We start from the raw sequence: 14,482 nt of genomic DNA on the forward strand, positions 1-14,482 counted from the left end.
TCTCCATTTATAATCTGAATCTAGGGAAAACAAAAATTTTCTTAAATAAATGGAATACTAATACATACAACAATGAATTAATTATAATTTCTATAATTATTGGTCCCAAAATATAGTTTAATAAAACTATATTTTGTCCTATTAGTTTACCAATTAAAACATTGCCAATATAGCTTCCTATTGTTGCTATAATTGTCAATATTAATCCACTTCTAACATAATCTTTGTTTATTCCAACTTCTGAATTTCCTATTATAAAGCCTATCACAAAATATATTAATGCTCTAACACCTAATATTTTAGAAAAAAGTATATCTTCTATTAAACCTATAATAAGTCCACTAAATCCTCCAAAATATGGTCCAAATCCTATTGATAGTCCAATTACAACTGGAATAGATAAATTTGCATGCACTCCAAATATATCTATTCTAGATACTACCGTTGTTTGTAAGATTAAATTTATTAAGACTATTATACATATTTTTAATTTATTCATCTTTTATTTCCTGTTCGTTATTTAATACTAAAACTCTATACATATTTTTGAAATTAACTGGTGATTCTATTACAACTTTTTTCTTAACTGCATCATCTTCTACTATTTCTTTAATTTTACCTATATATAGATTTGGTGGGTAAATTCCTCCAAGACCAGATGTATATATACTATCTCCAACTTCTATAGAAGCTCCTGATTCATACATATATCCATTTATAATATTTCCATCTCCTCCTGAAATAACACCTATTTCTCCATTTCTAGAAATTTTAAAAGATACCTTGTTGCTTCCATCCATTATTGAAGTTACCTTTGAAAAGTTAAGTCCCACTTCAGTTACAGTTCCCACTAAGCCTTCTACTATTACATCATCTTCATTTAAAACACCTTGTACTATTGTATCTTTTTCCTTTACCCCAGCCATACTTCCCTTGTCAATATTAAATCTAGAGTATATATTTGAAGGATCCAAACTTGTAATATAAGCTTTTATTAAATTTAATTTCGAATTCTTTATTAGTTCATACTCATCCTTTAGATATTCTTGATTATCTATAGTTTTTTCCATATTCTCTACTTCTTCTTTGAGTTTTATATTCTCCAAACTCAATTCTGAATTTTCTCGTCTCATATCAGCAGATCCAAAAACAAATTCAAACCCTTCAATAACCTTTGAAGAAGTAAAGTATATAACTTTTGTAATCGGTGTAGTAATTGTAGCTATAACATTGCCTCCAAAAGATATAATCTTACTATTTCCATTGCTTGTAACAATCAAAGATATTAAAAATAGTACCGTTATTACAAAAATTATACCTTTTCTTTTTTTGTTGCTATATCTGAATTTATCGTTCATCTTTATTACCTATCAGTATCCTTGTTTTTTTAGACAAAACTTTTAGAGCCTTTCCTACACCTATACCTGTAATATTAATCGGATTTTCAGCAACTGAAGTATGAATCTTAACATTTTCTTCTACCGCTTCTGCTAGTCCGTCAAGATTTGAAACTCCTCCACATAAAACAATACCATCTATTATTATCTCTCCTGAAATTTCTGGTGGAGTTTTCTCAAGCACATCTCTAATAGATGATAAAGTTTCATTAACAAGAGGTATTACACAATCCAATAAACTTTCTGCTTTTATTTCTAAAGTCTTTGGCATACCTGTTACTAAATCCTTACCACTAATTATCGTAGTTCTTTTTAAATTTTCATTTTTTAAAGTACAAATAACATTTTTTATATATTCACAAGTAGAATTTCCTACTAACAAATTATGTTTCTTTTTAATATAGCTTCTAATGTCCCTATCTACATTATCCCCGCCATACTTTATAGATTTACTAGAAACCACTCCTGCTAAAGATATTATTGAAGATTGTATTGTACCTGCTCCAATATTTGAAATTAAATGTCCTTTAGGTTCATTTATATCTAATCCCATTCCAATAGCCGCTGCAATGTTTTCTTCGACCAATAATACATTTCTACAACCTGCATAAATGACTACATCTTCTACAGCTCTTTTTTCAACATCTGTTAAAAAAGACGGAACTGTAATCATTGCTCTAGGCTGAAAAACAGAAAATCCACTATTAGCTTTTTTCACAAAAAAAGTTAGCATGGCTTGTGTCAATTCAAAATCTGCTATAATTCCATTTTCCAACGGTCTTACTGCCATAATATTTTCAGGAGTTTTTCCCAACATATTCTTAGCTTCTATACCTACTGCTAAAACCTCATATGTAGTCAAATCTATTGCAACAACTGAAGGCTCATTTACTAATATATTTCCATTTGCATCAGATATTATAGTATTTCCTGTTCCTAAATCTATACCTATATCTCTTGCAAAAAATCTTAATAAAGATGGCATTTTTTTTACTCCTTAAATAATTTTTTCTCTTTAAAACTCAAAAATTGGCCATCACCAATAATTAGATGGTCCAAAACTTTTATTCCTATAATATCTCCTGCTTGTAATAACCTTTCTGTTATAAGTAAATCTTCTCTACTAGGTTCTATATCACCACTTGGATGATTATGAACTAATATAATTGAATTAGCACTTTTTTTAATTGCAGGTTTAAAAACTTCTCTCGGATGTACTAAAGACTCATTCAAAGTTCCTTTTGATATAAATTCCTTTGAAATTATCTTGTTTTTTGTATCTAAAAGAAGAATATAAAAATATTCTTCTAGCTTATGTTCTAACTCATACCTGAAAATATTGGCAACAGAAGTAGGACTATTTATTTTATATTCTTGTATATTCTTTCTTATATTAAGTCTTCTACCTAATTCTAAAGATGCTAATATTCTACAAGATTTAGATAATCCAACACCCTTAATTTCCATTAATTCATCCGTTGAAATATCCATATGATTTGCCTGTGATTTTATTTTTAATAGTATACTTTTAGATAACTCTACTGCATTATGTTTTTTTGTTCCAGTACCTATAATTATTGCAAGCAATTCTTCATCTGAAAGAGAATCTATTCCATATAGAATCATTTTTTCTCTAGGTCTATCCTCTAAATCTAAATCTTTTATTCTAGCATAATACTCAATTTTATTTTTTGTATCTATCATTTCAACACCTTAATAAGTTTATCTGATATAAAAATAGAAGATAGTCCCACAAAATAACCTGTAAAAACTCCTAAAATTAAAAGAGCTGGTAAATATATAAATATATTAAAATTGTTTAACACTATACCTGCAACAAATAGTTGTCCAACATTAAAAGAAAATGATCCTAATTCGCTAATTCCTACTGGACTTAAATATTTTCTAAATTTCCAATATGCTATTCCCATAACTATACAACTTAATATAGCACCAGTTAAGCTGTAAGGTAGGGATGCTACTTTTCCTGTAACTAAAACTAATAACATGGATTTTAAGACTGTAACTATAATAGCTTCTTTTAGTCCAAAGCAAATTATTGTAACCAAAATCACTACGTTAGCCAATCCTAATTTCGCTCCTGCAATTGGAACTGGTAAAGGTATAATTGCCTCAAACATAGAAATAGCTAAAGCTAATGAAACTAAAATAGATAAAAATACAATTTTTTTCATAATCAATAATTTATTGCATCTAGTTCTGTATTCTTTTCATTATTTTTGATTTGTATAATTAATCTATTTGGAATACAGACTATCATTTCTCCCATATTTTCAATATATCCTTGTTTAACATCAAGCTTATCTGGACAGCTAGCCTCTATTACATGAATTTTGCCATTTCTTATTTCTATGACATTCTTTCCAAATTTTGTCTCTATAGGATACCTTCCATTTGTATTAGAATCTATTAATATTTTTTTTATTTCTTTACTGTCTACCTGTATGCTTATATATTTATTTTCACTATCAAAATTTGATTTTTGGATTTTAAAAAATAATAATATTGCAATAATTACTATTGCAATAATTACTATTTTATCACCTTTTGTTATTATTTTTTTCATAGAATATTCATTAATAAGTTTATCATTAAAAAATACCTTTTACAAGGTTATAAAAAAGAGAACCTTATAAGATTCTCTTTTTTATAACTAACTATATTTATTTATTTTTTATTGCAAAAGCACCTTCATAATCTATTATTGTATCTCTTGGACATTTAACTATACACATGCCACAATTTATACAATCATCAGTATCTATATATGCTAAATTATTTGTTACTGTAATAGCATTTACTGGGCATTCTTTTTCACATATTTTACATCCAATACATCCAACTTCACAATTTGATCTTACATCTTTACCCTTATCTTGACTGTTACATAAAACATATACATCTTGATCGTAAGGAGTAAGTTCTATAAGATTTCTTGGACATATTCCTATACACATCTCACAAGCTGTACATTTTTCTCTATCTACCACAGCTACACCATCTAATATATGTATTGAATCAAACTGACAGACATCAACGCAAGTTCCACATCCTAAACAACCTGATGAACAAGCCTTGTTTCCCCCTTGTAAAGATGCATTTACTCTACAATCTCTAATTCCTGTATATTCAAACTTACTCTTAGCGCATTCTTCAGTACCCTTGCATTTTACAAAAGCTACTTTTTTTGCTGCAGCATCTCCTACTCTTCCTAAAAGTTCTGAAAGTCTTTCTGTTAAATCAGCTCCTCCTACAGGACAAGATGATAATGATGCATCGTCATTTATAATAGCAGCTGCTAAACCATCACATCCAGGAAAGCCACAAGCTCCACAATTAGCACCTGGTAATTCACCTCTAACCGCTTCAACCCTTTCATCAACTGGTACATAAAAAAACCTAGATGCAACATATAATATTATTGCAAATAAAATTCCTAAACCTCCTAGGACTGCTAATGCTATTAATATACTATTTATATCCATACTGTCCCCCTATTTTACTAAACCTGCAAATCCTAAGAATGACATCGCCATTAGTCCTATAGCTACTAAAGCTATTGGCACTCCTTTAAAAGATTTAGGCACATCTGCTAATTCTAACTTTTCCCTAATTGCCGCTAAAAATACAATTGCAATAAAGAAACCTATTGAAGCTCCTATAGCAGAAGCTATCGTTTCAATTAAGGTATATTCTTTTTGTATATTAGCTATGGCTACTCCTAAAACTACACAGTTTGTCGTTATTAATGGCAAGAATACCCCTAGAGCACTATATAATCCTGGTGTCATTTTTTTCAATACCATTTCTACAAATTGAACCAATGTAGCAATTACAAGTATGAATACAATTGTTTGTGTATATTCCAATCCCAGTTTATTAAGAATTAAATGCTGTATAAAATAAGTAACTATTGAAGCAATAGTTATAACAAAAGTAACAGCGGCTCCCATTCCTGTGGCAGTTTCAGTCTTAGTAGAAACTCCTATTAAAGGACAAATACCTAAAAATTGACCAAGTACAAAATTGTTAACAAATATATATAATATTAATATTTTAAAAACACTTGATAATATTTCCATTTCTATTCATCCTCCTCTTCTGCTTTTTTCTTTCTTTTATATAAAATGTAATTAAATGCTGCCAATATAAATCCTAAAAGAATAAATGAACCTGGTGCTTGTCCTATGATTCCTATAGGTTTTATTTTATCTCCACTAAGAAATTCAAATCCAAATATAGATCCTGCTCCTAAAACTTCCCTAAACAAAGCTAAAATAGTTATAACTAATGTATATCCTATACCATTTGCTACACCATCTACTATAGATTGTACTGGTCCAAATTTTGATGCAAATCCTTCAGCCCTAGCTAAAATTATACAGTTTACAACTATTAAAGGAATAAATATTCCCAGTTGAGCATATAACTCGGGCATATAAGCTTTTATTACTAAGTCTACAATTGTAACAAATGTTGCTATTACAACTATATAACAAGGAATTCTAATATCATCAGGTATAAAATTTCTAAGTACTGAAATTACCAAATTAGATAATATTAGTACAAACATCAAAGATACTCCCATCCCTAGAGCATTTATAACTGAAGTACTAACTCCAAGTACTGAGCATAAACCTACTAATTGGATTAAAACTGGATTATTCCCTATAATTCCATCTTTTAATATTTTTTTAAATCCCATAGTAATCCTCCTATTCTGCAATAGATGCTAATGCATCCACGGCACCATTAAGTCCATTTAATATTGCTGTTACAGATATAGTAGTTCCCGAAATAGCTTGTATTTCATTTTCTGAACTTGGATTAGTTGCAGATACCATTTCTTTATCCATGTTTTTTCCCACGACAGAACCTATAAATGGCTCTTCTGTAACTTGACTACCAAATCCTTTTGTTTCTGAATGACTTAATACTTTATATCCTGTTATGTTATGGTCTTCTTTATTTACTCCTATTACAAAAGTAATATCTCCACCATATCCACCTTTTCCTATTGTTTTAAAAACATATCCTATTATATCTTCTCCAGAATATGCAAATACTATATCATCAATATTAGTATTTGCCTCTTTTATTTTTTCTAGTTCTTCTTTTGTATCTACATCCATATCTCCTATAGATTTAAAAGAATCTGCGCCTTCAAATACAACCTTTAAAGAGTCGGCATATTCTTTCTTAGCTCTTTCCTCAATAACAGGAGATGTAACACCGTTGACTAATGCTAGCAATACTGCTGCAATAGCTGTGATTACAAATAATTTCACTGCTAAAACTATAGCATTTTTCATTATTTCTTACCTCCTCTACCATATGATTTAGGAGTAGTTAATTTATCTATCAAAGGAGTTGCAATATTCATTACTAGTATTGAATAAGACACTCCTTCTGGTAATGAACCGAATTTTCTAATGCACGCTGTAATAATACCACAACCAATGGCAAATATTATTTGTCCCTTTTTACTTACTGGAGCTGTTGCATAATCTGTAGCCATAAAGAAAGCTCCTAGTATTAAGCCTCCATATAAAACTTGGTTTAGTAATTCATTAGCAGGTATTCCTACTAAAAATAACATAACCACTGTTGTCAATATGTATAATAAAGGTATTCTTATTGAAATTACTTTTTTAAGCAATAAGTATCCTGCTCCTATCAATAGACAAACTGCTGATACTTCACCTATGGTACCTGGCATATTCCCTACAAATGCATCCATCAAGGTAACCTCGCCACCAGCTAAAGGTGTAGCTACAGTTACCGCATCTACTCCAAGTTTTGCATGTGGAGCAGTAAAAGACCCCATTTCTAATGGCCATGATGCCATTATAGCTGCTCTACCTGCTAAAGCAGGATTCATAAAGTTACTACCTATTCCTCCAAATAATTGCTTTACTACTATAATTGCAAACAAACTTCCAAAGGCTACCATATATAATGGTATATTTACGGGTACATTATATGCTACTAAAATCCCCGTTACAACTGCTGATAAATCTGTAATAGTAACTGGTTTTTTTGTTATCTTTTGAAAAATTAATTCTGATAATACCGCTGTTATTACTGAAACTAATGTAACTATTAGAGCTCTAATTCCAAAGAAATAAAATGATGCAGCAAGAGCTGGTACTAAAGCAATAACAACATCCCTCATTATTTTAGAGCTTGTATTAGCTGACCTAATATGTGGTGTTGCTGATACTGTCAGAATTTCATTCAATTTTGAATCATCTATTTTATTAATATTATTCTCCACAATATCCCTCCTTACTTTTTACTCTCTGTTGCGCGTAATTCTCTTTTTCCATGTCTTATTGACTCTACTAATGGTCTTTTAGAAGGACAAACATATGAACAAGATCCACATTCTATACAATCCATTACGTTTAATTTGTTTGCTTCTTCAAATAAATTATGAGATATATTTTGCTCCAAATATAATGGTAGCAATAAAGCAGGACAAACATCCACACATTTTCCACATTTAATACATGGACTTACAACTGGTGGTTTGGCCTCTTCTTTGTTCATAACTATAATTCCGCCATTAGCTTTTAAAGTAGGAGATTCTATTGTAAATTGTGCTTCTCCCATCATTGGACCACCAATTATAATTTTACCAGGTTCTTCTTTAAACCCTCCACAAAACTCTAAGATTTCTTTTATAGATGTCCCAACTTTTACTAATATATTCTTAGGATTAGCTATTGCTGATCCTGTAACTGTAACCACTTTTTCGTAAAGTGGCTTACCTAATACTACTGCATCATATATTGCTGCGGCAGTACTTGAATTTATTACTTGAACTCCTTCTTCAGTCGACCTTAATGAAGCGGGCATTTTCATATTTAATACTGAATCTATTAGCCTTCTTTGGTCACCTTGTGGATATTTTGTTTTTAGTACTTTTACATTTATATTGTCATAATTTTTAGATGCTTCTTTTACCTTAGATATTGCTCCTGGCTTATTATCTTCAATTCCTATGTATCCATTTTTAGCTTCCATAGCTTTTAAAACAATATCCAATCCTATAACTACTTTTTCTGGATATTCTTCCATAACTACTTGATCACCTGTTAAGTAAGGTTCACATTCAGCACCATTTACAATTACATGATTTATAGTATCTTTAGGATTTCTACTAATTTTTACATGAGTAGGAAAACCTGCTCCTCCAAGACCTACTATACCTGCCTCTCTTACCCTTTTTACAATTTCTTCTGGTTTTAAGTTTTTGTAATCATCATTGTAAGATTTGAAACCTAGCTCTTCTTCTCCGTTTGATTCAATAACTAGTGCTTTTGTTTTTACACCACTAACTGTTATTATTTCTTCAATTCCTTTTACGACACCACTTACACTTGAATGAACTGGCGCAGTTATGGTAGCGTTTGCATCCCCCACTTTCTGACCGACCTTTACTTCTTCTCCAACCTTTACCAGTGGATCACAAGGTGCACCAGTATGCTGATGTAAAGCTATTTTTACAAATTTTGGACTCGGTCCCTCTTCTATTTCACATTTATTGGTAAATTCTTTAAAATCATGCATATGAATTCCACCTTTAAATGTTAACTCCTTATCCATAACACCCCTACCTTTCTCAATTGTATTTTGGTGCAGAGAAAGGGATTTGAACCCTCACGAGCTGTACTCACTACCCCCTCAAGATAGCGTGTCTACCAATTCCACCATCTCTGCATATCAATTTATATATTAAATTTGATATAACTAATATTATACCAAAATTAATTAAAATTCATAGATAAAACTCTTTATCTGCTTAAAATAATTTTTAAACCATCTAAGCGGAGATTTCTCCATTCCGTCTTCTAGAGTTTCCCCTTTATAATACCTAGTATATACTTCGTATTGTTCATCTACTTTTACTACATAATTTTTAGCTTCTTTTATAGGTATATTTTCTAAACCTACACCATTCTTTCCTACTATTCCGTCTTTTATCCAATTATCCACATTTCCCATACCTCCATTGTATGCAGCTATGGCTAAATCATTATCTTGAAAATGACTTATTAAGTATGAAAGATAATATGTTCCAAGTTTTATATTTGTTTCAGGATCTTTTAAAATATCGTCTGAATAATCAACATCTATTTTTTCGGCCACCCATTTACCTGTATCTGGGATTATTTGCATTAATCCAACTGCATTCATATGTGACTTTACATCTTCTTTAAAGTTACTTTCTACTTTTATTACTGACATAATTAACAAAGGATCAACATCATATTCTTCAGAATATTTATTTACATAATTTGTATATTCTACTGGTCTTGTCACTGTACCATAAGATACTATAGCAAAACTAGTTAAAATACCCAATATAAATAAAACTAATATAAATATCAAAAATCTTTTAACTATCTTCATTTAACCTCTCCATCTTTAAAATTTCATTAACTTGCTTTTTTAAATTAACAAAATCATAATTATTTTCTATTATATAATCTATACTTTTCTCAAAGCTCATTATATTCTTAATATTATACATTAAATGTTTAGCTTTTGCTCTAGAAATATCATTTCTTTTAATGAGTCTCTTAATCTGTATTTCCTCTTTCACATTTATAAATATAATTTTATAATTTGCTATATGCTTTTGTATTATTTTTTCTACCTTATAATATAGAGGCAACTCTATGAAAATAATATCTTTATTACTGCTTTTTATTATTTCATATACCCTATCCATTACTAAAGGATGTACTTCACATTCTAACTTTTTTTTCTTTAATTCATCATTATATACAATGTCTCCTAGTTTTTTTCTATCTATTTTATTATCTTTAATAATTTCCTTGCCAAAGCAACTTGCTAATTTTTCTTGGACTTCTTTCTCTTCATATAGCAAATGAACTATTTTATCTGACTCTATTGTTAAAAATCCTTTTTCTTTTAAAATTTTAACTACTGAACTTTTCCCAGAAGCTATAGAACCTATTATAAAATAAATTTTCTTATTTTGAATCATACCAACTATTTCCCACATTTATATCCGCTCTTAATTCTACATTTAATTTAACAGCATTTTCCATAGTGTTCTTTAATAGTTTTTCCACTTTTTCAACTTCATCATCAAAAGTTTCTATTATTAATTCATCGTGAACTTGTAGTATTAATTTTGACTTAAATTTTTCTTCTTTTAATTTATTATAAACTTGTACCATAGCTATTTTTATAATATCTGCTGCTGACCCCTGTATTGGAGTATTTAGAGCAACTCTTTCACCAAAGCCTCTTATATTAAAATTTTTAGAATTTAATTCTGGAATGTACCTACGTCTATGCATTATTGTCTCAACATAACCCTGTTCTTTCCCTATTTCAACTATATCCTCCATATATTTTTTTATTCCTTTATAGGTATTAAGATAGTTTTCAATATATTCTTTTGCTTCTTTTCTTGTTATTTTCAAGTCTTGGGAAAGACTATAATCTCCTATACCATAAACTATTCCAAAGTTTACAGCTTTAGCATTTGAACGGTCTAACGAAGTTACTTTGTCAATGTCTACGTTAAAAACCTCTGAAGCTGTTTTAGTATGAATATCTATATTATCTTTAAATGCATTAAGCATTATCTCGTCATTTGCTAAATGTGCTAAAACTCTAAGTTCTATTTGTGAATAATCTGCATCTACTAATTTTTTTCCTTCTCCTGCAACAAATGCCTTTCTTATTAATCTTCCCTCTTCTGTCTTAACAGGAATATTTTGTAAATTAGGATCTATAGAACTTATTCTACCTGTAACTGCAATAGTCTGATTGAATGTAGAGTGTATTCTTCCATCTTCTCCTACTAATTTTAATAATCCTTCTATATATGTTGAATTTAATTTCTTAACAGTTCTATACCTTAAAATTCTTTCAATTATTTCGTGACTTCCTGTTAATTTATCAAGTACTTCTGCATCTGTAGAATATCCTGTCTTTGTTTTTTTAATTACTGGTAGATTTAATTTTTCAAATAAAATTTCTCCTAATTGTTTAGGACTATTAATGTTAAATTCTCCACCTGCATCTTTATATATTAATTTTTCTAGCTCTTCTATTTCTTTGTCAAATTTAATGCCTAAATCTTTAAGGTATTCTTTATTAACACTAAACCCTTCAAACTCCATACTTGCAAGAACTTTAACTAATGGTAATTCAATTCCATAGTAAAGTTCATGCATTTCTCTTTCTTCTAATATATCTATTAATGATTTTCTCAAATCTTCCGTAACAGACATATACATGGCTATATATTTCCCTAAAATCTCTTCTTCAACATCTAAGTAGTTTTTCTTTTTCTTTCCCTTTCCAAAAACTTCCTCACCTGAAATTAAATCTCTATTTAAATATATTTTTGCTGCTTTATCTATTTCGTATTTAGACTTTGAAGGGTCTATTAAATATTCAGCTATAGTTAAATCTTCATAAGGTGCTTTTATTTCTATTTCATTTAAAAAGGTATAGTAAAAGTCAGATTTAGAATCGTAACTTATTTTTGTAATACTGTCATTTTCAAACACTTCTTTAAAATCTTTTACTACATTTTTTTCTTTTAAATTAAATATGCTTACTTCATCTTCTCCTATAATTTTTATTGCCAAAATTTCTGGACTACTGTAAATATAATTATCACCATTGTAAAAAATATGAAATACGAATCCTTCTTTACTACTTTTTATCTTTGAAATAATCTCGGAACTATCATTTTCAAATTTAAAATTAAAATTTTCTTCATATTCTATTTCTTCTAATGGAAGTTTTTTTATAAAAGAATTAAATTCTAACTTTTCAAATTTTTCTTTTAAATCATTAAATTCAGGGTCTTTTGTTTCATATTTTTCAAGTTCTAAATCCATAGGTACATTTAAAAATATTGTTCCTAACTTTTTACTTAAATAAGCCAAAGTTTCATTTTCTTCTAATTTTTTCTTTAATGCTTTTCCTGAAACATTATCTATATTTTTATATACTTCTTCTATTGATCCATACCCTTTTATTAACTTTAAAGCTGTCTTTTCTCCAACACCTGGAACACCTGGAATATTATCAGAGGCATCTCCCATTAATCCTTTAACATCTATTAATTGTTCAGGAGTAAGCTCATATTTTTCTTTAATTGCATCTAAATCGTATATTTCAACTTCTGAAATTCCCTTTTTAGTTAATAAAACTTCTATATTATTATCAACTAACTGAAGATAATCTCTGTCTCCTGTTACTAAAAGAACTTCATATCCTTCTTCTTCACCTTTTTTTGCTAAAGTACCTGCTATATCGTCCGCCTCATATCCATCTTGCTCTTCAAACACCACATTCATAGAATTTAAAATATCTTTAAGAATTCCAAATTGACTACTTAGTTCTGAAGGTGCTTTATCTCTATTTCCTTTGTAAGCTTCATAGTCTTCATGTCTAAATGTAGGTGCAGATCTATCAAAAACAACTACTATATTATCTGGTCCATATTGTTCTACCATTTTATAGTACATATTTAAAAATCCATAAACTCCATTTGTAAAAATACCATCTTTAGTAGTTAAATTTCTTATTGCATAAAAAGCTCTAAAAATCAAACTTGAACCATCTATAATCATAAATTTCTTTTTCATGTTTCAATCCTCCATATAGAAGTATATTATATTATCAACTTTTGGTAAATGCAAAGCCTATTTTATAAAACTAACTGTAACTACGGATAGATTTGTTTACTTAAAAATGCTATAATTAATAACGTATGGGGATGATATTGGTTTCGACGGGGATACTGAATTTAGAATAGCGAGCCGTTTTCGTCTATAAACGTAAAAAAAGGACAAATAAATATAAACGCTGAAGATAGAAATTTAGCATTAGCTGCTTAATAGCAGCCTAATAGTCAATTTAAGCTTTCTCGCAACTTAAATCTGACTTCATAATTAGCGAGACACTTAACTGAGAACGCTTCAACTCAGTTATAGTATTAAGAAGCTACTTGATATATCAATTTGTTAGTTGTTTGATATTGATGGAAATTTAATGCAACTAACTGCGCTCGGAGAGATTCTTTTGGATGTATTTTCGGACGTGGGTTCGACTCCCACCATCTCCACCAACAAGAACTAAAACGCTGAAATATCAACGACGTGGCAGGTATATATGTTATAAATGTCCTACCAGTGTCCTACGAATAAAGAGATTTGATTTTCTTAAGTCATATCTCTTTTTTATTGTCTAAAAACATAATGAATATTTATGTATATATTTAAGGAATAAATTATTAATAATTTTATAGAAAACTTTAAGAAAACACTTGACTATATACTTTTAATAGTATATAATATAATTAGCAAATGAGAAAGGAGGAATTAAAATGTGGCTGACATAATAAAAGAAGCTCTAGCAATAGTAACTTTGATAGTTGGAATTCGATATACTTTCCACAAAGGCACCGAATTAAAACTAAAGAACAAGCTACTACGCAAAGAGCTTAACAAGAAGAAGCGGAGGGATTAACCTCCTTCCCTTCTATCTTTCTTCTATTATACCACATTGAAATAGATCTATGTTTAAATATATAGCTGTAATTTTAATAATAGTGTTACTTGTTTTGTCAGTTAGAGCATTATACTATTTTATTAAAAACAAAAAAGTTAAAAAGGACATTAAAAGATATGATAAAAAATAACATAAATAAATTACTAGATAGTAAAAAAATAACCATATACAAAATAAGTAATGATTTAGATACCCGATATGCCACTATGCATGACTTAGTTAATCGTGAAGATTTATCAAAAACTAGATTTGATATTTTAGTTAAAATTTCCAGATATTTAGACTGTTCGGTTGAAGATTTATTTGAATATGTAGAGGGAGATAAGTAACTCCCTCTTTTGATGTTTAAATATACACATTCCTTTTAAAATACCCCTTATTTACTCTTGTATTAAGTAAGAGGTATCAAAGTATGGCTTGATTCTATAGGGTATTTTACTGTTTTTTCAGTTTTTAGAAAAAAACATATATTCTCTAATAAACATTAT

At 29.1% G+C, this 14,482-nt stretch carries 17 protein-coding genes, 1 tRNA gene and 1 other RNA gene; 3 read left to right on the forward strand and 16 right to left on the reverse strand.

Going from position 1 to position 14,482, the window contains the following annotated elements:
* Positions 1–7: 7 nt before the first annotated feature.
* From mreD to polA, 16 genes are all read right to left on the reverse strand, one after another.
* Positions 8–499: a rod shape-determining protein MreD gene (mreD, locus tag CS899_RS05090; protein WP_100065088.1), complete on the reverse strand. Its 492-nt coding sequence runs from the start codon at positions 497–499 to the stop codon at positions 8–10.
* The gene (mreC, locus tag CS899_RS05095) at positions 492–1,358 is read right to left on the reverse strand and encodes a rod shape-determining protein MreC (protein ID WP_100065089.1); all 867 of its coding nucleotides are present in this window, start codon (positions 1,356–1,358) and stop codon (positions 492–494) included. The genes mreD and mreC overlap by 8 nt, the downstream gene beginning before the upstream one ends.
* Entirely contained in the window at positions 1,348–2,382 is a 1,035-nt protein-coding gene (mreB, locus tag CS899_RS05100) for a rod shape-determining protein (RefSeq protein WP_100065090.1), read from the reverse strand. The genes mreC and mreB overlap by 11 nt, the downstream gene beginning before the upstream one ends.
* Positions 2,383–2,387: 5 nt before the next feature.
* Positions 2,388–3,101: a RadC family protein gene (radC, locus tag CS899_RS05105; RefSeq protein ID WP_100065091.1), complete on the reverse strand. Its 714-nt coding sequence runs from the start codon at positions 3,099–3,101 to the stop codon at positions 2,388–2,390.
* Positions 3,098–3,592: a Gx transporter family protein gene (locus CS899_RS05110; RefSeq protein ID WP_242491873.1), complete on the reverse strand. Its 495-nt coding sequence runs from the start codon at positions 3,590–3,592 to the stop codon at positions 3,098–3,100. The genes radC and CS899_RS05110 overlap by 4 nt, the downstream gene beginning before the upstream one ends.
* A gap of 2 nt (positions 3,593–3,594) precedes the next feature.
* Positions 3,595–3,984, reverse strand: a complete 390-nt coding sequence (locus CS899_RS05115; RefSeq protein ID WP_100065093.1) for a NusG domain II-containing protein — start codon at positions 3,982–3,984, stop codon at positions 3,595–3,597.
* A gap of 97 nt (positions 3,985–4,081) precedes the next feature.
* Positions 4,082–4,903, reverse strand: a complete 822-nt coding sequence (locus CS899_RS05120; RefSeq protein ID WP_100065094.1) for an RnfABCDGE type electron transport complex subunit B — start codon at positions 4,901–4,903, stop codon at positions 4,082–4,084.
* 9 nt (positions 4,904–4,912) lie between these two features.
* Positions 4,913–5,494: an electron transport complex protein RnfA gene (locus CS899_RS05125; protein ID WP_100065311.1), complete on the reverse strand. Its 582-nt coding sequence runs from the start codon at positions 5,492–5,494 to the stop codon at positions 4,913–4,915.
* 8 nt (positions 5,495–5,502) lie between these two features.
* Complete coding sequence (gene rsxE, locus CS899_RS05130; protein ID WP_100065095.1) at positions 5,503–6,123, reverse strand: electron transport complex subunit RsxE; 621 nt, start codon at positions 6,121–6,123, stop codon at positions 5,503–5,505.
* 10 nt (positions 6,124–6,133) lie between these two features.
* Complete coding sequence (locus CS899_RS05135) at positions 6,134–6,730, reverse strand: RnfABCDGE type electron transport complex subunit G (protein WP_100065096.1); 597 nt, start codon at positions 6,728–6,730, stop codon at positions 6,134–6,136.
* Complete coding sequence (locus tag CS899_RS05140; protein ID WP_100065097.1) at positions 6,730–7,695, reverse strand: RnfABCDGE type electron transport complex subunit D; 966 nt, start codon at positions 7,693–7,695, stop codon at positions 6,730–6,732. The genes CS899_RS05135 and CS899_RS05140 overlap by 1 nt, the downstream gene beginning before the upstream one ends.
* An 11-nt stretch (positions 7,696–7,706) precedes the next feature.
* A complete protein-coding gene (gene rsxC, locus CS899_RS05145) occupies positions 7,707–9,029 on the reverse strand; it encodes an electron transport complex subunit RsxC (protein ID WP_100065098.1) in 1,323 nt (440 codons plus the stop codon).
* Positions 9,030–9,057: 28 nt separating this feature from the next.
* A tRNA-Leu gene (locus CS899_RS05150) sits at positions 9,058–9,143 on the reverse strand.
* Positions 9,144–9,194: 51 nt separating this feature from the next.
* Positions 9,195–9,836: a lytic transglycosylase domain-containing protein gene (locus tag CS899_RS05155; RefSeq protein WP_100065099.1), complete on the reverse strand. Its 642-nt coding sequence runs from the start codon at positions 9,834–9,836 to the stop codon at positions 9,195–9,197.
* Positions 9,823–10,455: a dephospho-CoA kinase gene (coaE, locus tag CS899_RS05160; protein ID WP_100065100.1), complete on the reverse strand. Its 633-nt coding sequence runs from the start codon at positions 10,453–10,455 to the stop codon at positions 9,823–9,825. Before coaE ends, CS899_RS05155 begins: the two co-directional genes overlap by 14 nt.
* Positions 10,424–13,069, reverse strand: a complete 2,646-nt coding sequence (gene polA / locus CS899_RS05165; protein ID WP_100065101.1) for a DNA polymerase I — start codon at positions 13,067–13,069, stop codon at positions 10,424–10,426. The genes coaE and polA overlap by 32 nt, the downstream gene beginning before the upstream one ends.
* A gap of 127 nt (positions 13,070–13,196) precedes the next feature.
* On the opposite strand from polA, the gene ssrA reads away from it, so the two are divergent.
* From ssrA to CS899_RS05175, 3 genes are all read left to right on the forward strand, one after another.
* Positions 13,197–13,551: a transfer-messenger RNA gene (gene ssrA, locus CS899_RS05170) on the forward strand.
* A gap of 260 nt (positions 13,552–13,811) precedes the next feature.
* Positions 13,812–13,952 (forward strand): hypothetical protein, encoded by a 141-nt coding sequence (locus tag CS899_RS10820; RefSeq protein ID WP_164995855.1) that lies wholly within the window; start codon positions 13,812–13,814, stop codon positions 13,950–13,952.
* Between the two features lie 158 nt (positions 13,953–14,110).
* Positions 14,111–14,323, forward strand: a complete 213-nt coding sequence (locus CS899_RS05175) for a helix-turn-helix domain-containing protein (protein WP_129582285.1) — start codon at positions 14,111–14,113, stop codon at positions 14,321–14,323.
* Positions 14,324–14,482: the final 159 nt, after the last annotated feature.

It is taken from the genome of Miniphocaeibacter massiliensis, from assembly GCF_900232905.1.
Taxonomy (GTDB): Bacteria; Bacillota; Clostridia; order Tissierellales; family Peptoniphilaceae; genus Miniphocaeibacter; species Miniphocaeibacter massiliensis.